The 24,335-nt window shown below is 69.5% G+C and carries 28 protein-coding genes; 22 read left to right on the top strand and 6 right to left on the bottom strand.

What is annotated here, in order from left to right:
• The first annotated feature begins 128 nt into the window (after positions 1-128).
• The 5 genes from ACIBI4_RS30985 (at position 129) to ACIBI4_RS30965 (ending at position 3,910) form a co-directional block, all read left to right on the top strand.
• Positions 129-572, top strand: coding sequence for a DUF6278 family protein (locus ACIBI4_RS30985; protein ID WP_399207481.1), 444 nt, complete (start codon positions 129-131; stop codon positions 570-572).
• Positions 573-695: 123 nt separating this feature from the next.
• Positions 696-1,439, top strand: coding sequence for an amino acid ABC transporter ATP-binding protein (locus ACIBI4_RS30980; RefSeq protein ID WP_399207480.1), 744 nt, complete (start codon positions 696-698; stop codon positions 1,437-1,439).
• 20 nt (positions 1,440-1,459) lie between these two features.
• Positions 1,460-2,389, top strand: coding sequence for a glutamate ABC transporter substrate-binding protein (locus ACIBI4_RS30975; RefSeq protein ID WP_399207479.1), 930 nt, complete (start codon positions 1,460-1,462; stop codon positions 2,387-2,389).
• A 10-nt stretch (positions 2,390-2,399) separates the two neighbouring features.
• On the top strand, positions 2,400-3,044 hold the full coding sequence (locus ACIBI4_RS30970) for an amino acid ABC transporter permease (protein WP_399207478.1): 645 nt from the start codon (positions 2,400-2,402) through the stop codon (positions 3,042-3,044).
• Positions 3,041-3,910 carry an amino acid ABC transporter permease gene (locus ACIBI4_RS30965; RefSeq protein ID WP_399207476.1) on the top strand — a complete coding sequence of 290 codons (870 nt, stop codon included), beginning with the start codon at positions 3,041-3,043 and terminating at the stop codon, positions 3,908-3,910. The genes ACIBI4_RS30970 and ACIBI4_RS30965 overlap by 4 nt, the downstream gene beginning before the upstream one ends.
• Before the next feature lie 32 nt (positions 3,911-3,942).
• On the opposite strand, the gene ACIBI4_RS30960 is transcribed toward ACIBI4_RS30965, so the two are convergent.
• Positions 3,943-5,535, bottom strand: coding sequence for a CocE/NonD family hydrolase (locus tag ACIBI4_RS30960; RefSeq protein WP_399207475.1), 1,593 nt, complete (start codon positions 5,533-5,535; stop codon positions 3,943-3,945).
• A gap of 170 nt (positions 5,536-5,705) precedes the next feature.
• Positions 5,706-6,458, bottom strand: coding sequence for a hypothetical protein (locus tag ACIBI4_RS30955; protein WP_399207474.1), 753 nt, complete (start codon positions 6,456-6,458; stop codon positions 5,706-5,708).
• Between the two features lie 212 nt (positions 6,459-6,670).
• Here ACIBI4_RS30955 and ACIBI4_RS30950 point away from each other — a divergent pair, with 212 nt between their 5' ends.
• On the top strand, positions 6,671-7,330 hold the full coding sequence (locus ACIBI4_RS30950) for a glycoside hydrolase family 75 protein (RefSeq protein ID WP_399207473.1): 660 nt from the start codon (positions 6,671-6,673) through the stop codon (positions 7,328-7,330).
• Positions 7,331-7,360: 30 nt separating this feature from the next.
• On the opposite strand, the gene map is transcribed toward ACIBI4_RS30950, so the two are convergent.
• Positions 7,361-8,128, bottom strand: coding sequence for a type I methionyl aminopeptidase (map, locus tag ACIBI4_RS30945; protein ID WP_399207472.1), 768 nt, complete (start codon positions 8,126-8,128; stop codon positions 7,361-7,363).
• 64 nt (positions 8,129-8,192) lie between these two features.
• Between map and ACIBI4_RS30940 the strand changes: the two genes are divergently transcribed.
• From ACIBI4_RS30940 to ACIBI4_RS30880, 13 genes are all read left to right on the top strand, one after another.
• Positions 8,193-8,444 carry a helix-turn-helix domain-containing protein gene (locus tag ACIBI4_RS30940; protein ID WP_399207471.1) on the top strand — a complete coding sequence of 84 codons (252 nt, stop codon included), beginning with the start codon at positions 8,193-8,195 and terminating at the stop codon, positions 8,442-8,444.
• Complete coding sequence (locus ACIBI4_RS30935; protein WP_399207470.1) at positions 8,441-8,923, top strand: NUDIX hydrolase; 483 nt, start codon at positions 8,441-8,443, stop codon at positions 8,921-8,923. The genes ACIBI4_RS30940 and ACIBI4_RS30935 overlap by 4 nt, the downstream gene beginning before the upstream one ends.
• A 67-nt stretch (positions 8,924-8,990) precedes the next feature.
• Entirely contained in the window at positions 8,991-10,172 is a 1,182-nt protein-coding gene (locus tag ACIBI4_RS30930) for an alginate lyase family protein (protein WP_399207469.1), read from the top strand.
• Entirely contained in the window at positions 10,169-11,407 is a 1,239-nt protein-coding gene (locus ACIBI4_RS30925; RefSeq protein ID WP_399207468.1) for an alginate lyase family protein, read from the top strand. The genes ACIBI4_RS30930 and ACIBI4_RS30925 overlap by 4 nt, the downstream gene beginning before the upstream one ends.
• Before the next feature lie 33 nt (positions 11,408-11,440).
• Positions 11,441-11,842, top strand: a complete 402-nt coding sequence (locus ACIBI4_RS30920; RefSeq protein ID WP_399207467.1) for a PPOX class F420-dependent oxidoreductase — start codon at positions 11,441-11,443, stop codon at positions 11,840-11,842.
• Between the two features lie 16 nt (positions 11,843-11,858).
• Complete coding sequence (locus ACIBI4_RS30915) at positions 11,859-12,245, top strand: MmcQ/YjbR family DNA-binding protein (RefSeq protein WP_399207466.1); 387 nt, start codon at positions 11,859-11,861, stop codon at positions 12,243-12,245.
• A 161-nt stretch (positions 12,246-12,406) separates the two neighbouring features.
• Positions 12,407-14,119 (top strand): hypothetical protein, encoded by a 1,713-nt coding sequence (locus tag ACIBI4_RS30910; protein ID WP_399207465.1) that lies wholly within the window; start codon positions 12,407-12,409, stop codon positions 14,117-14,119.
• 189 nt (positions 14,120-14,308) lie between these two features.
• Positions 14,309-15,151: a nitrilase-related carbon-nitrogen hydrolase gene (locus tag ACIBI4_RS30905; protein WP_399207464.1), complete on the top strand. Its 843-nt coding sequence runs from the start codon at positions 14,309-14,311 to the stop codon at positions 15,149-15,151.
• On the top strand, positions 15,148-16,440 hold the full coding sequence (locus tag ACIBI4_RS30900) for an aspartate aminotransferase family protein (protein WP_399207463.1): 1,293 nt from the start codon (positions 15,148-15,150) through the stop codon (positions 16,438-16,440). The genes ACIBI4_RS30905 and ACIBI4_RS30900 overlap by 4 nt, the downstream gene beginning before the upstream one ends.
• Before the next feature lie 112 nt (positions 16,441-16,552).
• Entirely contained in the window at positions 16,553-17,947 is a 1,395-nt protein-coding gene (hydA, locus tag ACIBI4_RS30895) for a dihydropyrimidinase (protein WP_399207462.1), read from the top strand.
• A 228-nt stretch (positions 17,948-18,175) separates the two neighbouring features.
• Complete coding sequence (locus tag ACIBI4_RS30890; RefSeq protein WP_399207461.1) at positions 18,176-18,697, top strand: SMI1/KNR4 family protein; 522 nt, start codon at positions 18,176-18,178, stop codon at positions 18,695-18,697.
• On the top strand, positions 18,698-19,330 hold the full coding sequence (locus ACIBI4_RS30885) for an SMI1/KNR4 family protein (RefSeq protein ID WP_399207460.1): 633 nt from the start codon (positions 18,698-18,700) through the stop codon (positions 19,328-19,330).
• Positions 19,331-19,390: 60 nt separating this feature from the next.
• Positions 19,391-19,711: an amidohydrolase family protein gene (locus ACIBI4_RS30880; protein ID WP_399207459.1), complete on the top strand. Its 321-nt coding sequence runs from the start codon at positions 19,391-19,393 to the stop codon at positions 19,709-19,711.
• A 36-nt stretch (positions 19,712-19,747) separates the two neighbouring features.
• Here the strand turns inward: ACIBI4_RS30880 and ACIBI4_RS30875 are convergent, their stop codons facing one another.
• A complete protein-coding gene (locus ACIBI4_RS30875) occupies positions 19,748-20,950 on the bottom strand; it encodes a helix-turn-helix domain-containing protein (RefSeq protein ID WP_399207458.1) in 1,203 nt (400 codons plus the stop codon).
• Positions 20,951-21,087: 137 nt separating this feature from the next.
• On the opposite strand from ACIBI4_RS30875, the gene ACIBI4_RS30870 reads away from it, so the two are divergent.
• The gene (locus ACIBI4_RS30870) at positions 21,088-21,273 is read left to right on the top strand and encodes a hypothetical protein (protein WP_399207457.1); all 186 of its coding nucleotides are present in this window, start codon (positions 21,088-21,090) and stop codon (positions 21,271-21,273) included.
• A 14-nt stretch (positions 21,274-21,287) separates the two neighbouring features.
• Here the strand turns inward: ACIBI4_RS30870 and ACIBI4_RS30865 are convergent, their stop codons facing one another.
• On the bottom strand, positions 21,288-22,124 hold the full coding sequence (locus tag ACIBI4_RS30865; RefSeq protein WP_399207456.1) for a hypothetical protein: 837 nt from the start codon (positions 22,122-22,124) through the stop codon (positions 21,288-21,290).
• A 201-nt stretch (positions 22,125-22,325) separates the two neighbouring features.
• On the opposite strand from ACIBI4_RS30865, the gene ACIBI4_RS30860 reads away from it, so the two are divergent.
• On the top strand, positions 22,326-23,120 hold the full coding sequence (locus ACIBI4_RS30860) for an SDR family NAD(P)-dependent oxidoreductase (protein WP_399207455.1): 795 nt from the start codon (positions 22,326-22,328) through the stop codon (positions 23,118-23,120).
• Between the two features lie 30 nt (positions 23,121-23,150).
• Here the strand turns inward: ACIBI4_RS30860 and ACIBI4_RS30855 are convergent, their stop codons facing one another.
• Positions 23,151-23,573 carry a VOC family protein gene (locus tag ACIBI4_RS30855; protein WP_399207454.1) on the bottom strand — a complete coding sequence of 141 codons (423 nt, stop codon included), beginning with the start codon at positions 23,571-23,573 and terminating at the stop codon, positions 23,151-23,153.
• A gap of 87 nt (positions 23,574-23,660) precedes the next feature.
• On the opposite strand from ACIBI4_RS30855, the gene ACIBI4_RS30850 reads away from it, so the two are divergent.
• Complete coding sequence (locus ACIBI4_RS30850) at positions 23,661-24,257, top strand: TetR/AcrR family transcriptional regulator (RefSeq protein WP_399207453.1); 597 nt, start codon at positions 23,661-23,663, stop codon at positions 24,255-24,257.
• Positions 24,258-24,335: the final 78 nt, after the last annotated feature.

Here is a 24,335-nt window from a genome sequence, read left to right as displayed (position 1 = left end):
CCCTGAATTCAAGGCAGAACAACGACGGAACGCCGGCCGGGAAGCGGCGGTGCCCGCAGCCCCGTGATTGCCAAGATCGGTCCGCGCGCCCTGTGGTGCCGTACGGAATCGGATGCGACTCTTGGCGTATGAACATCCCTTTTGTCGATCGGTGGCGCAGGAAGCACGCGGCCGGCCACGCTGACGCGCCCCTCGCCGCCGCGTTCGAGGAAGACCCCGAGGGCGTGGCCGAGCTGCTCTCCGAGTGCGCCCTGCTGCGCTCGCAGGCCGAGAGCGTCGGGCTCGAACTCGACGACAGCCCCGCCTCCTTGGAGGCCCTCGACCAGCTGCTCCCGCGCTGGCGCGACGATCCGGAACTGCTGCCCTGGCTGGGCAACGACGCCGGTCTCTACCTCGGCACCGTCGTCGTCCGCACGGTCGAGGGCGCCACCTGGCACGTCTGGCCCGGCGGCCATCCGGTGGTGCGGCTGGCGTCCGGCCGCGAGATCCAGGTGGTCGAGGCGGGCCTCGAATGGGCGGTCGGCGGCGCCCCCGAGCTCTCCCAGGTGTACGCGGAAGCCTCCGAAGCCTGAGTGCCTCAACACCGTTTGATCAAAATACGGTTTATGCCCGACTTATGCGTGTCGCCTATTAAGTCCCATATTGCGCTGGATAGTTTGCGCGGACTGAACAGCTGAGAGTGGGCAGGTCCGTACATGGCCGTCGATCCGTTGATCGAGCTGCGTGACGTCAACAAGTACTACGGGAAACTGCATGTCCTCCAGGACATCCAGCTCACCGTCGGACGCGGGGAGGTGGTGGTGGTCATCGGGCCGTCCGGCTCGGGCAAATCGACGCTGTGCCGGACGATCAACCGCCTGGAGACGATCCAGTCGGGCTCGATCACCCTCGACGGCCAGCCCCTGCCGGAGGAGGGCAAGGGCCTCGCGAAGCTGCGGGCCGAGGTGGGGATGGTCTTCCAGTCCTTCAATCTCTTCGCGCACAAGACGGTTCTGCAGAACGTCTCGCTCGCCCAGGTCAAGGTCCGCGGCCGCAAGAAGGACGAGGCCGACCGGCGCTCGCGTGAACTCCTCACCCGCGTGGGTCTCGAGGCGCACGCGGAGAAATACCCGGCGCAGCTCTCCGGCGGTCAGCAGCAGCGCGTGGCCATCGCCCGCGCCCTCGCCATGGACCCCAAGGTGATGCTCTTCGACGAGCCCACCTCGGCCCTCGACCCGGAGATGATCAACGAGGTCCTCGAGGTCATGCAGTCCCTCGCACGCGAGGGCATGACCATGGTCGTCGTCACCCACGAGATGGGCTTCGCGCGCTCGGCCGCCAACCGCGTCGTGTTCATGGCCGACGGGAAGATCATCGAGGACCGGGCCCCGGAGGAGTTCTTCAACAGCCCCGAGAGCGACCGCGCCAAGGACTTCCTGTCCAAGATCCTGAAGCACTGACGGGGGACGGGATTCAAGGAATGCGTACGACAACGCGTACGGCTCTGCGTACGACACGTGTGCTCGCGGCGCTCCTGCTCGCCGCGCTCGCCGCGGCGGGCTGCGGCAAGGAAGGCAGCCCGCCCACCAAGGGCCCCAAGCCCGAGGACCTCCCCAAGTACCAGGTGGCAAGCGGGTTCACGCTGGACGACTCCGGCACCTGGAACAAGGCCAAGCGCCGCGGCCGGCTGATCGTCGGCGCCAAGGAGGACCAGCCCTACCTCGGCGAGAAGGACCCCGCGACCGGCACGTACTCGGGCTTCGACATCGAGATCGCCAAGATGATCGGCGCCTCCCTCGGCTTCGACCCGAACAGGATCGAGTTCCGCACGATCGCCTCGGCCAACCGCGAGACCGCCCTGCAGAACGGCCAGATCGACTACTACGTGGGCACCTACACCATCAACGACAACCGCAAGAAGCTGGTCGGCTTCGGCGGCCCGTACTACATGGCGGGACAGGGCCTGCTCGTCCGCAGCGACGAGGAGGACATCCAGGGCCCGCAGGACCTCGACGGCAAGAAGGTCTGCTCGGCCGCGGGATCGACCCCGTACCAGCGCATCCAGGCCGACTACCCCAAGGCGGTCCTCGTCGCGTACGACACGTACTCGATCTGCGTGGACAACCTGCTCACCTATCAGGTCGATGCCGTCACCACCGACGACGCGATCCTGCAGGGTTACGCGGCCAAGCTCCCCGAGGAGATGAAGCTGGTCGGCAAGCCCTTCTCCGAGGAGCCGTACGGCATCGGCGTCCCGCGCGGCGACAACGCGCTGCGGTTCGCCATCGACGACGCGCTCGCGGCGCGCGAGAAGGACGGCACGTGGAAGAAGGCGTACGACGCGACGCTCGGTCTCTCCGGAGTGCCCGCGCCCACCCCGCCGCCCATCGACCGCTACCCGGCGAGCTGAGGGGGCCGGCATGAACGTACTGACCGACAACTTCTCCACCTACGGCGAGGGCTTCCTCGGGACGGTCGAACTCACCGTCTACGCCTCGATCCTGGCCCTCGTGCTCGGCTTCATCATGGCGTCCTTCCGGGTCGCACCCGTCGGCTCCTTCCGGGTCTTCGGCACGGTCTGGGTCACCGTCCTGCGCAACACCCCGCTCACCCTGCTGTTCTTCGCGGTGCTGCTCGGGCTGCCGCGCTTCGGACTCGTACTGCCCTTCAAGGTGTTCGCCGTGCTCGCCCTCGGCTGCTACACCTCGGCGTTCATCTGCGAGGCCCTGCGCTCCGGCATCAACACCGTGCCCAAGGGGCAGGGCGAGGCGGCCCGCAGTCTCGGGATGAGCTTCGGGCAGACCCTGTCGCAGGTGATCCTGCCGCAGGCCTTCCGCTCGGTGATCCCGCCCGTCGGCTCCAACCTGATCGCCCTCGCCAAGAACTCCGCGATCGCGGGCGCCTTCAGCGTCACCGAACTGCTCGGCACGTACCGCACGCTCAACGAGCTGGGCTACAGCATCATCTGGACCTTCGTCTGGATCGCCGTCGGCTACCTGATCATCACTCTCACCATCAGCGCGCTCTTCAACATCCTTGAAAAGCGCTGGGGGGTCGCCCGATGAAAGCCCTCGACCACAGTTCCAGCGCCCTCTACGACATCCCCGGGCCCAAGGCGGAACGCCGGCACCTGATGTACGGCGTCCTGTCGACGCTGCTCATCCTCGGTGTCGCCGGCTGGATGCTCTATCTCCTCTTCGACACCGACCAGTTCACCGCCGCGAAGTGGAACCCCTTCACGTACAAGGGAATCCAGGAGCTGCTGCTCACCGGCCTCGGCAACACGCTCAAGGCCTTCGCCATCGCGGCGGTGCTCTCGCTGGCGCTCGGCGCGGTCCTCGCCGTCGGCCGGCTCTCCGACCACAAGCCGGTGCGCTGGCTGGCCACGCTGATCGTGGAGTTCTTCCGGGCCATGCCGGTCCTGGTGATGATCTTCTTCGTCTTCGTGGCGCTGAAGGTCCAGCCGCTGCCCGCCCTGGTCACCGGACTGACGCTCTACAACGGCTCGGTGCTCGCCGAGGTCTTCCGCTCCGGCGTCAACTCCGTCGAGCGCGGACAGCACGAGGCCGCGTACGCGCTCGGGATGCGCAAGACCCAGGTGATGACCCATGTGCTCGGGCCGCAGGCGCTGCGCGCGATGCTCCCGGCCATCATCAGCCAGCTCGTGGTGGCCCTCAAGGACACCTCGCTCGGCTACCTCATCACCTACGAGGAATTCCTTCACGCGGGCAAGCTGATCGCGTCGAATCTCGACTACGATCTGCCGTTCATCCCCGTGGTGATGGTGATCTCGCCGATCTACATCGGGATGTGCATGCTCCTGTCCTGGTTCGCCACCTGGGTGTCCAAACGGCAGAAGCGCAACCCGAAGGTCGAGGCCGTGGAGATTGCACCGGCCGAACCAGGGACGCTGCTGCCGGGGAGGCAGTAGCACGGAGCACCCCACCCGGCAGCAGCCGGAGATCACTTCTCGCGCAGCGGCACCGATACGAACGACGGGTCGGCCGCGGGAGAGGAGAAGGTCAGCTGCGCGCCGGTCGGGTTGTGCTCGATGTAGAGCGGGTCGACCGTGTCGATCACCAACGCGAGCTTGTGTCCCGCAGGAACGTCGTAGGCCGTGGAGAACAACTCCAGGTCCACGCCGAACGCCTGCCCAGGGGTCTTGTCGTGGAAGGTGTACGGCGCATTGGAGACCAGCTTGCCGACGCCGAGCGGCCCCACGTCGTAGAGATACGCGACGAGGGTGCCGCTCGGCTTCGTGCTGGTGACGGTGGTGTGCAGCTTCGTCGTCCCGCGCACCTGTCGCACGCTGTCGTGGCGCTCGGACTGCCATACGGCGGCGAACGAGCGCGGCAGCAGCGGGATCGAGGCGGTCGGCGGCAGCTTCAGGAACTGGTCGAGTGCGTTGGACAGCAGGACGACCCCGCCGTTGGCCCCCGAGTCGATGTTCGCGAACACGTGCTCGCTGTCGTTGAGCGGGATGCGCTCGGTCGCCGCGCCCACCGACTTCCAGTCCGCGTAGCCCTCGTAGCCGCCGGTGGAACGGGACTTGAGCTGGACCGGCTGTTCGCGGTCGATGCCGTTGTCCTCGCCCTTGAGGTGGTGGTCGAACCAGCGCTGTGTGTTCGTCCAGACGTCGTTGGGCAGCCCGAGCAGACCCGTCGCCTCGGCCGTCGCGTGGTCGCCCGGGCGGAACTCCAGGCGCTTGGGCCCGGAGAGCTGCTCGAAGAACTTCGCGTACTGGTTGGGCGGGAAGATCGTGTCGCCCCAGGCGTTCGCCAGCATCACCGCGGGCTTGTTCGCGTTGAGCCTGTCGATGTACGTGGCGGGGGAGCGCTTACGTCCCCAGGCCAGCATCTCCTGCTCCTTGGCCAGGTTCGAGCCGAGGAAGTCCTTCATGACCTGCTGCAGTTCGGGGCTCGGGCGGCCGGTGAGGAAGCCCGCGCCCGTGAGGAGACCGGCGGCCTGGACGTGCTGGGTGCGGCCCGAGTAGATCGACTCGATCAGGTCCGCCCAGCCGCTCATCGCGCCGACCGCCTTGACCCGCTTGTCGTGCGCGGCGGCCAGGAGCGAGATCCCGGCGCCGTACGAGACACCGGCCATGCCGACCTTGTCCGGGTCCGTGGGCGTGTTCGCGAGGGTCCAGTCGATGACGCGGGAGGCGTCCGCGATGTCCGGGGCGCCCGCGACCTCGATGTTTCCGCCGGACTGCCAGAAACCGCGGGAGTTGTAACTCACCACGACATAGCCGGAGTCGGCGAGCTTCTGCGCCTGGGCGACGTACTCGATCTGCGGCACGGCCCAGCTCGTGGGCAGCACGATCGCCGGGAATCTCTGACCGTCCTCCGCTCCCGCGGGAGTGAAGACATTGCCCTTGAGTACGGTGCCGCCGTCGCCGGGGATGTCGACGAACCGCACGTCCGCCGCCGCGGTGGACTGCGTCGCGGGTGCCGCGCCGGCCTGTGCCGGGGCCAGGCCGAAGGCGGCGCCCGCGACGAGAGCCGCGGAGAGCGAGCTGATCGAGGTCGTACGGAGGGTCCTGCGCGGAAGTCCCACGGTCACTCCTCACTCGTGTCAGTGCAAAGTGACCTGACGGTAACGTCAGTTCTTTACCGGTGGTAACCCATCGGTAAGTTACGCGCTGGTAAAGATTGGTGGGCGGCCGACACGGGCCTCGGTCACGCGAGCGCGCTCGGCTTCCGCCAGTCGGCCCTGCTCATGTGGCGCTACTGCTTCGAGCGGTGCGCGCCCTTCGGTGCCGGAGCCTGCTCCTGGGCGGCGCGCGTCACGTCGGCGACCAGTTCGACCACGTCCGGCCCGTACGCCTGGGAGTTGACGACCTTCAGGAGGAGGACGAAGGAGCTGCCGCCGTGCTTGCGGGACAGCCGCTCGTGGTGCTTCGCGAGGTAGCGTGCGGCCGCCTGGGTGGCCGAGGCGCGCTGGCCGCAGAAGAGGAAGACCGGACGGGCTTCCTTGCCCTGGCCCGCGGTGAGCCGCGCGAGGACGACGTACTCGGTGATGCCCGGTTCCATGCGGTAGCGCTCGGAACCGATCTGGAAGGCGCCGCGGTCCGGGCCCGGCTCGGGGTCGGTGTTGACGCGGATGCCCGGCAGCAGCGAGTGCATGTGGGCGGCCATCCGGCGGTTCGTGGCCGGGCCGCCGACACAGAACTCGGTGCGCTCGCCGAAGCCCTGCTGGGCCGAGTCGTGCGTGACGAGCTGGGAGTGGGCGCCGCAGTCCTTGATCAGCGCGGAGAGTTCGAGCAGGGCGAAGACGTCGTTGCGCGAGATCATGAGATCCGGGCCGCCGGCGTCGCGGTTCACCACGAGCAGCGACTCGGAGTTCTCCGGGAGCCCGAAGAAGGCCTGCTTGCGGCTGAGCTTGCGCCGCCACATGTACGTGCGGGCGTACCAGCCGAGGGATATCGCGAGCACCGCGACGACCGCGGCGACGACGACGATGCGCAGGAGTTCACTCATGGGCGGGCACTCTAGCCGTCCCACGGACCCGCGTTCGAGGGTCCCCCGGTGCTTTTCGCGCAGGCCACCGGGTGTTTCACGGCAAGGTGCGATACGTCGGGAAACTGGGCCGACAGGACAGCAAAAGGTGCGATGCGGGCAAGGCTCGGTGAGGGTGGGCCGGGTGTGCCCGGGCCCTCGCGGCACCCGCCGAACCGACTGAGGAGCCTGTCTTGCGTGTTGTCCTTGCGGCCGTACTCGCCCCGCTGCTGATCGCCGCGGCGATCCCTCCGGCGACCGCGCAGGAAGGCCCGGTACCGGCCGCCGCGCTTCTGGCGAAGGTGCGCGAGTGCCGCCCTGTCTCCACCGGCCGCTTCCGCACGGACGACGGGGCCCGCGCGGACATCCCGGTGTGCGCGGGCCGCGGTGTCGTCCACTACGAGGCCGACCTCGACATCGACTGCGACGGCCGCCCGAGCCGGGCGTGCAGCAGGAAGACCGACCCGTACTTCCTGCCGACCACCGCCTTCCAGGATTCGGCGGGCCGGCACCTCGACTCGGCGAAGCTCCCGTATGTGGTGGTGCCGGGGCCGAGCAAGGCATGGGACCACACCAAGTGGGGCGTGCACGGCGGGGGAGTGGTCGCCGTGATCTACCGAGGCAAGGTGCAGTACGCCGTCGTGGGTGACACCGGTCCGACGGATCTGATCGGCGAGGCCTCGTACGCGACGGCCCGTTCGCTCGGCATCGATCCGCATCCGGTGACCGGGGGCGCCGACGGCGGGGCGACGTACCTCTTCTTCCGTGGCTCGCGAGTGCGGCCGATCGAGAGTCACCGCGAGGCGGTACGGGTCGGGGAGGCGCTCGCGCGGAAGTTCGTCGGCGGGCGGTGAGCCACGGGCGTGGGCCGTCGCGACGGGCGGTCAGAGGGTCGTCAGGATGCGCGGCCCGTCGTCCGTGATCGCCACCGTGTGCTCGGCGTGGGCGGCGCGGCTGCCGTCGACCGAGCGCAGCGTCCAGCCGTCGCCGTCCTCGTAGTAGCGGTCCGTGCCGCCGCCGATCAGCATCGGCTCGATCGCCAGCACCATGCCGTGGCGCAGCGGCATGCCGCGGCCCGGGCGGCCCTCGTTCGGCACCGACGGGTCCTCGTGCATCTGGCGGCCGATGCCGTGACCGCCGAAGCCCTCCGGGATCCCGTACCCGGCGGCGCGGCAGACCGTGCCGATCGCGTGCGCGATGTCGCCGATGCGGTTGCCGACGGTGGCGGCGGCGATGCCCGCGTCCAGCGCGGCGAAGGCCGTGTCGATGAGCCGGGTGTCCTCGGGGCGCGGGGTGCCGACCGTGAAGCTGATCGCCGAGTCGCCCGCCCAGCCGTCGAGCTTGGCGCCGAAGTCGATGGAGACGAGGTCGCCGTCGCGCAGCCGGTAGCCGTCGGGGATGCCGTGCACGATCGCGTCGTTGACCGAGGCGCAGATGACCGCGGGGAACGGTGTCGGCGCGAAGGCCGGCTTGTAGTGCAGGAACGGTGAGGACGCGCCCGCCGCGCGCAGCACCTCGTGCGCCACCTCGTCGAGTTCGCGCAGGCTGCTGCCCACGCGGGCCTGCTCCCGCACCGCTGTGAGTCCTTGCGCCACCACGCGCCCCGCGGCGCGCATGGCTTCGAGCGACTGATCTGTCTTGATCTCAACCATGCCAATTACTATACCGGTCAATGCGGTATTGGAATAACGCTCGGCCCGGTATTAGAATAACGGCATGGTGCGCACCCCTCTCACCCCCGAAGAGCGCGAACGCGGCGAGCGGCTCGGCAGGCTGCTCCGCGAGGCGCGCGGCCCCCGCAGCATGAACGAGGTGGCGACGAGCGCCGGCCTCTCCGCGGAGACCCTCCGCAAGATCGAGACCGGCCGGGCCCCCACCCCGGCGTTCTTCACGGTCGCCGCCCTCGCGGCCGCGCTCGGTCTCTCCCTCGACGAGGTCCTCGCGCGCTGCGCGCCGGTGCCCGCGTGACCCGCCCGCACCTGACCCGCACTCCGCGCAGGGCCGCCCGGGTGGCGGTGCTCTCACCCGACGGGGCGCTCTTCCTCCTCCGTTACGACAACGAAGAGGTCGGCCGGCACTGGGCCATGCCCGGCGGCGGCCTCGACGAGGGCGAGAAGCCGCGCGACGGGGCGCTGCGCGAACTCCACGAGGAGACCGGCTGGCGCGACCTCGCGCTCGGCGGACTCCTTTGCACCTGGGAGCACGACTTCACCCGCGCCGGTATCCCCGTACGCCAGCACGAGCACATCTACCTGGCCGACGGCCCGCGGCGCGAGCTCGGACCCGAGGTGGCCCAGGCGCACGCCGCGGACGGGATCCTCGGTGCGCGCTGGTGGACGTACGACGAGCTCGCCGGGACCCAGGAGGCGCTCTGGCCACCGCAGTTGGCGCAGGTCCTGAAGGCGCCCGAGCGGCCCGTCCATCTGGGCTTCGTGCCCAACCGATAGAGGGCAAAGGGGCGCAGGGGGAGTAACAGATCCTGCGGTGGGAAGCGGGCGGGGCCAGGCTGCCCCTATGGCCCGTCTCCCCGCTCTTGTGCGTGCCGTCATCGCCGCGGCGCTGCTGCCTCTCCTGGTCTCCACCGCCCCCGCCCCGCGTCCCCTGCAGCATCCGGGCGCGTTCGTCGACCGGACCCGGCTCGACTTCGTAAGGGCCCGGGTGCGTGCCGGCGACGAACCGTACGCCTCCGCGTTCGACGCGCTGCGCTCCAGCCGCTACGCCTCGCTCCGGTACAACGTCCAGCCGCAGACCGAGGTCGTCTGCCCGCCCGGCAACCGGCCCGGGCGCGGCTGTGTGGAGGAACGCGAGGACGCGATCGCCGCGTACACCCACGCGTTGATGTGGGCCGTCACCCGCGAACCCGCCCACGCCCGCAAGGCCCTGGAGATCATGGACCTCTGGTCGGGCGCCGTGCGCGGCCACAGCGGCGGCAACTCCGGTCTGCAGTCCGCCTGGGCGGGATCGATGTGGGCGAAGGCCGGCGAGATCATGCGGTACGGCCACAAGGACTGGCCCGACGAACACATCACGCGCTACGAGCGCATGCTCCGCGACGTGTACCTGCCGCAGGTCGCGGGCGGTTCACTCGGACGCAACGGCAACTGGGACCTCGTGATGGCCGACGCCGCCGCCAGTATCGGCGTCTTCCTCGACGACCGTGCCGTACTCGAACGCGCCGTGGAACGCGTACGCCAGCGCGTGCCCGCGTACTTCTATCTGCGCTCCGACGGCCCCCTGCCCAAGAGCCCGCCCGGCGGCCTGGTCGACACGAAGCGGGAGCTGACCCGCTACTGGTTCGGGCAGCGGCGGTTCGTGGACGGACTCGCGCAGGAGACCTGCCGCAACTTCGAGCACGTCGGCTACGCGATCGCCGCCACCGCCCATGTCGCCGAGACCGCCCGCGCGCAGGGCATCGACCTCTACAAGGACGTCGCCGAACGGCTGCGCGCCACCCTGGAGTTGCACAGCCGCTTCCAGGTCGACGACGTCGAGAACGGACCCGAGTGGCTGTGCGGCGGAAAGCTCACGCTCACCATGGGTCCCGATCTGGAGGTCGCGCTCAACCACCTGCAGAACCGCCTCGGGCTGAAACTGCCGCACGCGAGGCGGCTCGCCGGTGAGATGCGCCCGGCCGGCACGGACCACCTGTTCGTGGCCTGGGAGACGCTCACGCACGGTGGGGAGCCGGTGAAATGAGGCGCCTGACCGTCTTGTTGACGCTCCTGTCCGGCCTGATCGCCGCCGTGCCCCCGGCCGCCGCCGCACCCCCGCCCCCGCCGCCCGACGACGTCCGCTCCGGCTTCAGCCACCCCGGCGTCCTGCTCGGCCTCGACCAGGTCGACGCCCTGCGCCGCGCGGTCGCCGAGGGGCGCGAACCGCAGGCCTCCGCATACCGCCGTATGAAGAAGAGCCGGTACGCGGCCGACGACTACACCCCGCACCCGTACCGGATCGTGGCCTGCCCGCCGTACAAGAACCCGCCGGCCTGCACCGCCGAACGGCAGGACGCCATCGCCGCGTACACCCAGGCCCTCCTCTACACCGTCACCCGCGATCCGGCCCACGCCCGCCGCGCCGTGCGGATCATGGACGCCTGGTCGGCGAAGCTCGTCGACCACACCGAGGGCAACGCCGCGCTGCAGGCCGCCTGGTCGGGCTCCACCTGGGCCCGCGCCGCCGAACTCGTGCGCCACACCTACGAAGGCTGGCCCACCGCCGACGTGGAGCGCTTCGAACGGATGCTGCGCCACGCCTACCTCGGTGAATACGCCCTGGAAGTCGCCGACTACAACGGCAACTGGGACCTCACGATGATCGACGCCGCGCTCTCGATCGGCGTCTTCCTCGACGACCGCCGCGTCTTCGACGACGCCGTACGCCGCTTCAAGGCCCGCGTTCCCGCGTACTTCTATCTGCGCTCGGACGGACCGCTGCCCGTCGCACCGCCCGGCGGGACGGTCGACACGCCCAAGGAGATCCGCGCGTACTGGTTCGGCCAGCGCACCTTCGTGGACGGGCTCGCCCAGGAGTCCTGCCGCAACTTCGAGCACGTCGGCTACGCGCTGGCCGCGACCGCGCACGCCGCCGAGACCGCGTACCACCAGGGCGTCGACCTCTACAAGGGCGTACGGGAACGGCTGCGCGCCACCATCGAGTTCCACGCACGCCACCAACTGGGCGCACGCATGCCGAAGGAGCTGTGCGGCGGAAAGCCGACGCTCACCATGGGCCCCGATCTGGAGGTCGTGCTCGGGCATCTGCGCGGGCGGCTCGGCATTCCGATGCGGTACGGGACGCGACTGGCCGAGGCGAAACGGCCGGCCGGCACGGACGATCTGTTCGTGGCCTGGGAGACGCTGACGCACGGCGCGAACCTGGGCTGGGTCAAGGGCGTGGATCCGGTGCGGGACCGCAGGGCGGAGCGGCGCTGAGGCCGGACACGTGTGCGGATAGGGTCGCGTGTCATGACCAGCGACGCCCTTGAGGCCCTCGGACGTTCCCGGTACGTCTCGATCACGACGTACCGCAAGGACGGCACCCCCGTCGCCACCCCCGTCTGGGTCGTCCACGACAGCACGCACCTCTATGTCTGGTCGAAGACCGACTCGTGGAAGGTGAAGCGGCTGCGGAACGACAAGCGGGTCGTGATCACCGCGTGCGACGTACGCGGACGGGTCGAGGACGGGGCACTGAGCCGCGCCGGGACCGCGACGCTGCTCGACGAGGACGCGATGCCGAAGGTGCGGCGGCTGCTCTCGCGCAAGTACAAGTGGCAGTACTGGATGGTCGACTACCCCGCGATGCTCGCGCGGCGTGGCAAGCGGCCGCATACGGGGATCGCGGTGCGACTCTCGGAGAGCAACTGAGATAGGGGAGGCCGTGATGCCCGCTCGTGCCGATGACGCCGCCGCCCGGCCGGACGCCGACGCGGCGCGCCGGGTCGCGCTCGCCCTGCCGGGCGCCTTCGAGAAGCTCGCGTGGGGGCTGCCCACGTTCCGGGTGGAGGGCGGGAAGATCTTCGCCTCGCTCGACGACTCGGACACCGTCCTCGGCGTGAAGTGCCCGCAGGAGGAACGGGCCGAACTGATCGCCGCGGAGCCCGCGAAGTTCTTCCTGCGCGAAGGACACGACGACAACTACCCCTGGCTGCGGGTCCGCCTCGCGGCGCTCGACGACGAGGACGAGCTGGCCGCGATCCTCGCCGACTCCTGGCGCCAGGCGGCACCGAAGCGACTGCTCGCGGAGCATCCGGATATCGGGGTCCGATGACCGGTACCGTACGCGCGCGTTGAGCGCATTCGTGTGCCTCTACGAAAACTCCGCGTAGCCGCCCCGTAACGCGTGAGGTGTGGAATGCTGCCGCACACACGTGGACCGGAACGGTCCGGTCAGAGCCGCGGAACCAGGCTCATGGGTGGGGGACGGGACACATGGCGTCGGGGCAACACGCGGACCCCGTGCGGGAGTTCGCGGAGTATCTGCGGGGTCTGGTCGGACGGATCGACCAGGACGCCGGATGGTGCGGTGTGTTCCTGAGGCGTGATCCCGACGGCATGCGCGCTTGTCTGCAGGGACGCGAGGCGCCGCCCTGGGACGTGGTGGAGGCGCTGCTCAACGACCTGGCGGCGGCCTACGGCCGGGACACGGCGGCCCATGAACTCGACCACGCGCACGCCCTGCACCAGCGGTTGCTGCGGCACGTCGACACCCGCCCCGGTTCGCGCGAGCGGCTCGGCGAGCGGCTCGACCTGATGCTGGAGGAGCAGCGGCTCGCGGCCGAACGCCACGGCGAGCTGGGGGAGTTGCTGCTCACCGCGTCCCCCTTCGAGGCCGACCGGCTGCGGCTCGACCTCGCCTGGGCGCAGGACGACCACGAGCGGGCGACGGCACGCGTGTCGGAGCTGCGGAACCGGCTGCAGAGTGTGCGGGCGCCGGGGCGGGGCGCGGGTGCTGCGTCGCGTACGCAGGGGGATGTGCCCCCGGAGATGGAGCACTTCTTCGTGCCGCGGCAGGGGGGTCCGCGGGGTGCGGGGTCTTCGCAGGGGGGCGGGGACGGGGCCTGGCCGGGGGCGGGTCAGGAGGCGTCCCGGATGCAGGGGGCGCCCGGGATGCGCGGCGACTCCCGTGCGCAGGAGGGGCCGCACGCTTACGACACCTTCGGCGGGCAGAACGTCTTCGGTGCGCAGGCGCCGCCCCGTGGAGAGGATGCTTTCGGCGGGCAGGGCGGACCCCACGGGCAGGGCGGACCCCACGGGCAGGGTGCGCCCCGGTCACAGGAGGCACCCCGCCCGCAGAGCCCACCCCGCTCGCAGGAACCCTCGCGCTCGTGGGAGTCGTCCCGTACCCACGACGCCTCGTCCTTCTCGGACGACGGCGGGAGGCGGGACGACGGCGGGAGGTCACTGGGCAGTGGGGGGTCGCAGGGCAGCGGTAGGTCACCGGACAGCGGGCGGACCGCCTCGCGGGCCCGCCGGTTCGTCCGGCGCGGCGCCCGGTACGCGCCCGGGGCCGACGAGGCCGCCGCCGCGCCGCCGTCCGCCGCGCAGACGCCGCCGCGCGGCGCGCGCTACGGGCCGATACCCGAGCCGACCGCACCGCCCGGGACCGCGCCCGGCCCCGACGCCCATGCGATCACGGCCACCGTCGCCTCCCTGATCTCCCTGCGCGGCGCGGGCAAGACCGGTGAGGCGCATGTGCTGCTGTGTGAGGCGGCCCGCCGCCCACCCGCCCAACTGCCCCTGCTCGCCCAGGAGTTGCAACGCGCAGGACTTGCTGCCGACTGGGCGACGCTCCTGTGGGAGGCGGCGTCCCTGCCGCCCGCCGACCTGGTCGCCGTCGCCGACGCCCTGTCCGACGCAGGGCGCAGCGACGACGCGGGCCGGCTCCTGCGGCAGGGCGTGGGCCGGCCCGCGTCCGAGATCGGCGAGGCCGCGCTCGTCATGGCCGACGCGGGGCGCCGCGGGCGGGCCGAGGTCCTGCTCGAAGCGTTCCTGCGGGTCCGTACCCCCGAGGAGGCGGCCCAGATCGTGGCCACCGACCCGGACCGCCTGATCCCCCCTCTGCTCAAGGCCGCCGAGTCGGTCTCGGCCGACTGCCACCGCGACCTGTCCCACGCACTGCGGGTGGCGGGCTTCCGGGTCTAGGGGCGCCCACCCGTACTCGGGCCGATTCCCTCACCCGTACGAGTAGGAATCGCGCGCACCGCCGAAGGCTTGCGGCAGGCGGTCTTGCCCCGTCCCTGTACTGGCCGTACGTTCGTGGCTCCACGGGCGCCTTCTACGTGCGTAGAGCCCGCGGGCTCGACAGCGAGCGTCTCGTCGAAGGAGCAGCTCATGGCCACCGTCGTACGCGCCGCACTGGTCCAGGCGACCTGGACAGGCGACACCGAATCCATGATCGCCAAACATGAGGAGCACGCCAGGGAGGCCGCGCGCCAAGGCGCGCAGGTGATCGGCTTCCAGGAGGTGTTCAACGCGCCGTACTTCTGCCAGGTGCAGGATCCGGAGCACTACCGCTGGGCCGAGCCCGTGCCCGACGGGCCCACCGTGACCCGGATGCGGGAGCTCGCGCGCGAGACCGGCATGGTGATCGTCGTCCCCGTCTTCGAGGTCGAGCAGGCGGGCTTCTACTTCAACACCGCCGCCGTCATCGACGCCGACGGCACCTATCTCGGCAAGTACCGCAAGCACCACATCCCGCAGGTCAAGGGCTTCTGGGAGAAGTACTACTTCAAGCCGGGGAACCTCGGCTGGCCGGTCTTCGAGACGGCCGTCGGCAAGGTCGGCGTCTACATCTGCTACGACCGCCACTTCCCCGAGGGCTGGCGCCAGCTCGGCCTCAACGGCGCTCAGCTGGTCTACAACCCCTCCGCCACCTCGCGCGGCCTCTCCGCCTACCTCTGGCAGCTGGAGCAGCCCGCCGCCGCCGTCGCCAACGAGTACTTCATCGCCGCGATCAACCGCGTCGGCCAGGAGGAGTACGGCGACAACGACTTCTACGGCACCTCGTACTTTGTCGACCCGCGCGGCCAGATGGTCGGCGAGACCGCGAGCGACAAGACCGAGGAACTTCTCGTACGGGATCTGGACTTCGGCCTCATCGAGGAAGTACGCAACCAGTGGGCGTTCTACCGCGACCGGCGCCCCGACGCCTACGAAGGGCTGGTGCAGCCGTGACCGGATCCGCGTCCGAGCTCCACGACCGGCACCGCCGGGTGCTGCCCGACTGGCTGGCGCTGTACTACGACGAACCGATCGAGATCACCCACGGCGAGGGACGCCACGTCTGGGGCGCCGACGGCACCAAGTACCTGGACTTCTTCGGCGGCATCCTCACCACCATGACCGCGCACGCCCTGCCCGAGGTGACCAAGGCGGTCGCCGAGCAGGCCGGCCGGATCATCCACACCTCGACGCTCTACCTCGACCGTCCGATGGTCGAACTCGCCGAGCGCATCGCCGCGTTGTCCGGCATCCCCGACGCCCGGGTCTTCTTCACCACCTCGGGCACGGAGGCCAACGACGCCGCGCTGCTGCTCGCCACCGCGTACCGCGGCTCGAACACGCTCCTCGCGATGCGCAACAGCTACCACGGCCGCTCCTTCTCGACCGTCGGCATCACGGGCAACCGCGCCTGGTCCCCGACCTCCCTGTCCCCGCTGCAGACGCTGTACGTGCACGGGGGCGTCCGCACCCGCGGCCCCTACGCCCACCTGGACGACGCGGCCTTCATCGCCGCCTGCGTCGAGGACCTGGAGGACCTCCTGGGCCACGGCCGCGCCCCGGCGGCCCTGATCGCCGAACCCATCCAGGGCGTCGGCGGGTTCACCTCACCCCCCGACGGCCTGTACGCCGCGTTCCGCGAAGTCCTCGCCTCCCGCGGTGTGCTGTGGATCTCCGACGAGGTGCAGACGGGCTGGGGTCGCACCGGCGAGCACTTCTGGGGCTGGCAGGCCCACGCCGCCGCGGGGCCGCCCGACCTGCTCACCTTCGCGAAGGGCATCGGCAACGGGATGTCCATCGGCGGCGTCGTCGCCCGCGCCGACGTCATGAACTGCCTCGACGCCAACTCCATCTCCACCTTCGGCGGCTCCCCGGTCACGATGGCGGCGGGCCTCGCCAACCTCACGTACCTTCTGGAACACGACCTGCAGGGCAACGCGCGCCGTGTCGGCGGACTGCTCCTGGAGCGGCTGCGCGCCGCATGCGCCGGCGTTCCCTGGGTACGGGAGGTGCGCGGCCGCGGTCTGATGCTCGGCATCGAACTGTGCGAACCGGGCACGGACGAGCCCGCCCCGGCCCGCGCGGCCGCGGTCCTCGAGGCGACCCGCGCGGCGGGCCTCCTGATCGGCAAGGGCGGCGGCCACAACACCAGCGCACTGCGCATCGCACCACCGCTGAGTCTGACGGTGGCGGAGGCGGAGGAGGGCGCGGCGATCCTGGAGCGGGCTCTGCGATCCGTATGACCTCCGCGTGAGCGCCGCTTGACCACCGTACGGCCGCCGTACGTCCTCCGTACGACCGAATCCCACCCCACCCACCCCACCCACCGCATCCCAGCGCACCCCAGGGGGAGCCATGACGACCCGAACCCTCATCACCGGCGGCCTGGTCATCACGGCCGCGGACGAGACCCACGCCGACGTCCTCATCGAGGACGGCCGGATCGCTGCGCTCGCGGCCGCGGGCACCCAGGAGTGGACCGCGGACCGGGTGATCGACGCGAGCGGCAAGTACGTGATCCCGGGTGGGGTAGACGTCCACACGCATATGGAGCTGCCGTTCGGCGGGACGTTCGCGTCGGACACGTTCGAGACGGGGACGAAGGCGGCGGCGTGGGGTGGGACCACGACGATCGTGGACTTCGCGGTGCAGACGAAGGGGCAGTCGCTACGGGCGGGGTTGGACGCCTGGTACGCGAAGGCGGACGGAAACTGCGCGATCGACTACGGGTTTCACATGATCCTGTCGGACGTCACCGAGCGGACCCTGAAGGAGATGGACCTCCTGGTAGAGGAGGGCATCTCCTCCTTCAAGCTCTTCATGGCGTACCCAGGCGTCTTCTACAGCGACGACGGCCAGATCCTGCGGGCGATGCAGCGCGCGTCGTCCAACGGCGGCATGATCATGATGCACGCGGAGAACGGGATCGCGATCGACGTCCTGGTCGAACAGGCCCTGCAGCGAGGCGAAACGGACCCGCGCTACCACGGCGAGGTGCGCAAGGCCCTTCTGGAGGCGGAGGCGACCCACCGCGCCATCAAGCTGGCCCAGGTCACCGGCTCACCGCTGTACGTCGTGCACGTCTCTGCCCAGGAAGCGGTGGCCGAACTGGCCCGGGCCCGCGACGAGGGACTCCCGGTCTTCGGCGAGACTTGCCCGCAGTACCTCTTCCTCTCGACGGACAACCTGGCGGAACCGGACTTCGAGGGCGCGAAGTATGTGTGCTCGACCCCGCTGCGGCCGAAGGAGCATCAGGCGGCGTTGTGGCGGGGGCTCAGGACGAACGACCTCCAGGTGGTCTCCACCGACCACTGCCCGTTCTGCTTCGTGGGCCAGAAGGAACTGGGGCGCGGCGACTTCTCGAAGATCCCGAACGGGATGCCGGGGGTGGAGAACCGGATGGATCTGCTGCACCAGGCGGTGTTGGACGGGCATATCTCGCGCCGTAGGTGGATTGAGATCGCGTGCGCGACGCCGGCCCGGATGTTCGGCTTGTACGGGAAGAAGGGCACGATCGCGCCGGGGGCGGACGCGGATGTGGTGATCTACGACCCGCATGCCGAGCAGGTGATGTCCGCGGATACGCATCACATGAACGTGGACTACTCGGCTTATGAGGGGAAGCCGGTCACGGGGCGGGTGGAGACGGTGCTGTCGCGGGGGGAACTTGTCATCGAGGCACGGGAGTTCGTGGGGCGGGCCGGGCATGGGGCCTATCTGGCGCGGGGGACCAGCCAGTACCTCGGATGAGAGCAGTGGGTAGTTGAGCGTTGCGGGGCCTCGGCATCCACGTGGGGAAGCGGCGCAAGTGGAAGCGAGGAGTGGGCCTGTCTATGGAGACCCGGCTTCGGGAATTCCAAGTCTTATGCACTTGGAAGCCCGTGGTGATCGCGGAATGGATGTAGACTGCTACGTCGTGAACTCGGCGACGCCCCAATCTGCGATTTGCTCTTCTGGGCGATATAGAAGGTGACTGGAATGGTTGGCGGAAGTTCTGGCGCTCTGGGTGAGCGGGAGCGGTTTCGTCCTGCCTCACGTGAGGCATGGGATGCGGTTGAGGCATGGGTGGGGCGCGAACTTCCTGCGGAATATAAAGAGTTCGTCGATGGGTACGGGGATGCCGTCCTGTGCGGACATCTCTTCGTTCCTCACCCTGAAGGAAGTGATCGGCTCCTCACGTTTATGGAGCAAGAGCGGCGGGACTTTCACAGCGCGTTTCAGGATGTACGTGGCATTCCGACTCCCGTGAAAGATTCATGGAACTCCATCATTCCGTGGGCTTACCATGACTGGAACGGTGATGTTTGCCTACTTGTTCCCGAACCGGAAAGTGGCAACTGGACTGTAGCGGTCGCATTTCGGCAATGCCCAGAGGTGTGGCAGACGGGGATGTCGCTAACGAATTTCCTGCAATCTTTTCTGCTTGAGAAGAAATTTCCGCGAGGTTGGCCGGTGAGGGACGCGCAATGGACCTCGATGCCGGGAAGCTCATTGCTGTAGATGCTGGGGTCCGAGGAAGTGACCAAGGTGAGTTCAAGCTACCTCCGTCTTGTCCTGGACATGTTGGGTGACCCGACGGAGCGATTCCGGAGTCCTGCGGCATGGCGTGCGCTTGAAGCTGACCTCGGGGTCAGCTTGCCGGCGGATTATAAAGAGATCGTTGACGCATACGCTCCGATCCAGATCAATGGTCACCTCGCTCTGGACCATCCAGCGACTCAGCGATGGAATCTGAGCGAATGGATTCGCAGCACCGCCGATGCGTGGTCGCAGGTGGAATGGGGTGATGGGGAGCCCGATGGAGACCCCCGTGTGGTACTCGGTGTGGAGGAGCTTGAATTCGGTACGCCGAATGGCCTGATCCCCCTGGCGGGAACCGATCGAGGGGAGACGCTCTTTTATGCTCCCCGCGCGAGGAACGGCGAAGGGGTGCTCTTCGTTGAGGGCGGGGAGGGTGAATTCTTTGAATTCACCATGGAGTTCGCCGAGTGGCTGTACCGATGGCTCGTCGGTGAAGATGTCGGAGGTCCGGGCAGTAGCGTGTTTTACCCGGGTCCCGTGGCCCTTCGAGAATTGCCGATGAGCCCTGGTGATCGCCCTCAGGTGCGTTACGGCCCATCTCGGGGAATATAGTCCGCCATTACTCAGGTTGAACTCGGCAGACGGGCCTGTCTTGAAACTGAGACACTCCCCGTGGTGGAGCCGATGGATCCGATGGCCGGCATCTACACAGCGGTGACCCGGCAACCGCTCGCGGGAGGTGCCCCCTGGCAGCCCGAGGAGACCCTCGATGTCGAGACGGTCGTGTACAGATACACAAGGGGATCGGCATACGCCAACTTCCTCGAGAACGACCTCGGTTCGCTGACTGTGGGCAAAGCGGCCGACTTCGTGGTCCTGTCGCGCGACATTCTGCGTGCGGCGCCCGAGGACATCCCCGGCACGGTGGCGGAGACGGTGGTCGTGGCCGGAGAGGTCGTTCACCAGCGGGTGGTGGAGGGGGCGGTGACGTGAGGGCGGTGCAGTGAGGGCCGTGGCCCGAGGATCGCCTCACCCGTTCCGCCACCGCCCCCGAAGCCGCTGAAACCCTCGTGTGCGGGACGGTTCCTCCGAGGGTGACGAGTCCTCGGCCGCCGTGCGGCCCGCCTCCCAGAGATCCATGATCTCCTGTACGGCTTCCGCGCGGCCCGCGCGCTTTGCCAGTACGGAGGCGATGGCGCGCAGCTTCTCGCCGTCCCGTATCTCGTCGTGGATGAACATGCGCGAGACGTCGGACCTCGGCACGGAGGCCCACGCGCTCACGTCGTCGAACGCCGGTGTGTGGGCCAGCACGTGCAGATGGCGCAGCTCGGCTCCCACGCGTTCGTTCTGCAGGCGGGGGTCGATGCGCAGGTCGGCCGGTGTGCTCGCGTCGAGTGACGACGGGTTCCGTGCGCCGGCCTCCGCACGGCGGTCGGCCGCCTCCTGGAGCGCTCTCATCCGCGACTCCAGCTCACGGATCTGCGAGCGGTGGGCGTTCTCCAGGACCCGCCGTTCGCGGCCGAAGGCCTCCGCGATCCCGGCCATCCCCAGCTCGCTGTCCCGCAGGCGCTGTTCTGCCTCGAGCAGCAGCGCCCGGGTTCTCGTAAGTTCGGCCCGCAGCGCGTCGGCCTCGGCGCGCGTCTGTTCGTAGCTGCCGGTGATGCGCCGGAGCTCCTCCGGATCGTTCCCGCGGGCCGTGTACTCCGCCAGTTTCTCCTCGAGATCACGGATGTCGCGCTGCTTGAGCGCGAGCGATTCGCCGAGCTGCCGGATGCGCTCCTTGTGGTCCGTGACCTCGATCCTGGCCAGTGTGAGAGCGGCTGTGATCTCCTCCAGGTTGTGCGCCTGCTGGGCGAGATCCTCGGAGACCTTCGCGAACTCGGCTTTGAGCAGCGCCTTGGACGCCGCACCCCGCGGGTGGGACAGAACCCTTCGGTGCAGATGCTCCAGTTGCGTGCGGTCGCACTCGCGCACCTCGTGCCCGGCCGCCTCGACCGCGGCGAGCAGATCGCGGACGAACGGACCCGAAGCGGCCCGCTGCCCGTTCAGGTAGCGCGACACGGTTCCGGGGTCGTACTTGTACGTCTTGGCGAAGGCGCGCAGCGAGCTGTCGGTGCGGCTCATGTAGAGGCGCAGGGCCTGCAGGAACGTCTGCACCTCGGTGGGCAGTTCCGCGGACGGAGGCACCGAGCGCCAGTCCTCGCCCTCGCCCGCCCCTTCATCCCCCGGCATTCATCCCACCCGACCCCCGTCCGTCTGTTGCCAGTTCGCCGCATCGGCCCGATGCAGTTTCCGCAACACCACGCCACCCGCGCAAGGTGACGCCATCGCCCCGGTGACGCCGGTGCGGGACAGCGAGGGAGCGGAAGATGAAGCGAAACGCACAGCGCATGTCGAAGCGAGACAGGAACCGCGACGCAGAGCGAGACACGAAGCGCAACGGTGCGGCAGAGCGCGAGCCGCGGAACGTGGCGCGGGAGTTCGCGGTCCGCACGGGCGCCGCCTTCACGGCCCGTGCCCTGTGGGAGACGCTGCGCGCCGCGGTGGGCTGGTAGCGGTGGCCGGGGGATCAGCCGAGGTCCCGCAGCACTCCGGCGACCGTGGCCCGGTAGGTCTGCAGCGCCCGCAGGCCGGCCGTGTACCGGTCGCGGTGCCGGGCGATGTCCGTGCTCTGCGCCCGGGCCAGGGCGGCATGCCAGATCTCGGCCGTACGGTGGCGTCGCTTGCAGGTGACGTCGGCGACGGCCGTGGCCCGCTCCCGTTGCGTATGCCGGGTGTTGCCGTCCTCGCCCCGTTTCCACGCGGGGTCCGCGTACACCGCCACGGGGTCCGGGTAGCGCTTGAAGCCCTTCTCGACCAGGCAGTCGGACCACTCGCGCCATGCGTTCCGCAGCCGCGGGTCGCGTCGGACGGTCTTGTCGATCGCGGTCGTCCGGGTGCCCGCGTAGAGCCAGTCGCGCTTGAGGTCGATGCCACGCATCAGCCGTCTGCTCGCCTCGGCCGAACAGACGGAATGGTCCGCGTACTCGGCATCCGTCATCCGACGTCCCTTCGGCTCCCAGGCCGCCGCCGGACCCGCCGGGTCCCAGCCGTAGCCCCAGCGGCGGGCGGCGCGGGGGTCGAGGACCCCGTAGTCCGTCGCGACCAGGCTGAGCCGGAGGGGATCGGAAGGGGGCCGCGGATCGAGCGGGAAGTCCGGGTGCCCGCGCCCGGCCATGCACGCACGGATCAGCAGCCCGGAGGCCTGCTTCTCCCGCTGGTAGTCCTCCGGCGTGTAGCTGTAGCGGTCCGCAGGGAGCGGCCCGAGGTCGGACGCGGAACGGACCCCACCCGGCATCCCCGAACCGGACACGCACACGGCGGCCACCACCGCCACCACACCCAGTCGCCAACCCCGCTTCGTCATGCGGAGGGATGCTAGCGAAGGGGGTGTGGGTGCGTACCTGATGGAGGTCTTCCGGCCGTTGGCCTCCGCGGCGACAGCGGAAACTCCGGAAGCCGGATTGCCGGGGATCGGCGTGCTCCCGGGGAGAGACTGGGCTGGCCACGAAGGCACGTTCGGCGCCCTGCCCGGGCACGTTGACGACCGCGGAGGAGTACCGCACCCATGCACATCGATCTGACGGGCCGTACGGCCCTGGTCACCGGCTCCACCCAGGGCATCGGCCACGCCATCGCCCTGGAGCTGGCCCGCGCGGGAGCCCGCGTCGGGATCAGCGGCCGGACCGGGGCGCGCGTGGACGAGGCCATCACGCGGATCCGCGACGTGGTGCCGGACGCGGTCCTCGCGCCGGTGATCGCCGATGTCACCACCGAGGAAGGCGCGGCGCGTGCCGCGGAGCTGCTGCCGCGCGTGGACGTCCTCGTCAACAACCTCGGCATCTTCGGAGCGGCCGAACCGCTGGAGATCAGCGACGCCGAGTGGCGGCGCTACTTCGAGGTCAACGTACTGGCCGCCGTGCGACTCATCCGGCAGTACCTGCCCGGGATGACCGAGCGCGGCTGGGGCCGGATCCAGAACATCGCCAGCGACTCCGCCGTGGTCATCCCCGCCGAAATGATCCACTACGGCATGTCGAAGACGGCGCTCCTCGCGGTGACCCGCGGCTTCGCCAAGCAGGCAGCCGGCACCGGCGTCACCGTCAACTCCGTCATCGCGGGCCCCACTCACACCGGCGGGGTCGAGGATTTCGTCTACGAACTCGTCGACCGCTCCCTGCCCTGGGACGAGGCCCAGCGCGTCTTCATGCGCGAACACCGCCCGCAATCCCTGCTGCAGCGCCTCATCGAACCCGAGGAGATCGCCCACATGGTCGTCTACCTCGCGTCGGAGCAGGCGAGCGCGACGACCGGGGGTGCGGTGCGGGTGGACGGCGGGTACGTGGACTCGATCCTGCCGTGAGCGCCGCCGCCCCAGGAGAGTGCCGAGCCGTCAGTCCTCCGCGTACTGCGCGGCGAACTCGGCAGACGGCTCGATCGGTGTGATGACGTCGATCAGGACGCCCGACGGGTCCGCGACGATGAAGTGGCGCTGGCCGAAGTCCTCGTCCCGCAGCGGGAGTTCGGGGTGGAGGCCGGACTCGTGGACGAGGCGGTGCCATTGTGCGTCGACGTCCGGGACCTCGAGGTTGAGCAGCAGGCCCTGGACCGGGCGGCGGTAGGCCTCCGGGAGGGTCGGGTGCGTGTGGTCGAGGAGGGCGAGCTCGTAGGGCGGGTCTCCCGGGCGGCGGAGGCTGATGTACCAGTCGGCCTCGAAGGTGATCTCGAAGCCCAGGAGTTCCGTGTAGAAGGTGCGGGATTCCTTGAGACGGGCCGCGTCCGTGCAGATGACGGGGTACATGCTGGTCAGCTTCATGGCGTTCACCTTTCACCTGCCGTCGGTATGTGAAGTAGGCTATTCGCATACCGACGGTAGGTCAATCGCGGGAGGCGAGGGAGCGCGGTGGCAGGTGACGGGGTGCGGGCCCGGCAGAAGGAGCAGACGCGGCAGGAGTTGCTGCGGGAGGCGCGGCGGGCCTTCGCCGCGGTCGGGTACGGCGCGGTCGGGCTGATGGAGATCGTCCGGGCGGCGGGGGTGACCAAGGGCGCGCTGTACCACCACTTCGACAGCAAGGAAGCGCTCTTCCGCGCCGTGCTCGCGCAGGTGCAGGAAGAGGTGGGGGGGCAGGTCGCCCGTGCGGCCGGGGCCGAGAAGGATCCGTGGGATCAACTCACGGCGGGGTGTGCGGCGTTCCTCGCTGCCGGTACCGACCCCGAGGTGCAGCGGATCATGATGATCGACGGTCCCGCGGTCCTGGGGTGGGCCGAGTGGCGTGCTCTCGACGAGCAGTCGTCGGCTCGTCATCTGGCCGAGGTGCTGGAGGAGTTGGTGGCCGCCGGGGTCGTCGCCGAGCAACCCGTCGCTCCGCTCGTACGGCTCCTGTCGGGTGCCATGAACGAGGCGGCGCTGTGGCTGGCGACGTCCGAGGACCCGGCGGATCTGCCGGCGACGCAGCGGGCACTCGAACGTCTGCTGTCGGCGTTGCGCGCTGCCAACTGATTTGTTCTGTCAGGGGCATTGACGAAGTCGCGGCGGACTTCTAACTTCAAGCCGTCGTACTTCATGCGTCATATATGA

It is taken from the genome of Streptomyces sp. NPDC050418, from assembly GCF_044458745.1.
Classification (GTDB): Bacteria; Actinomycetota; Actinomycetes; order Streptomycetales; family Streptomycetaceae; genus Streptomyces.
This window is presented reverse-complemented; position numbering and strand designations above follow the sequence as displayed.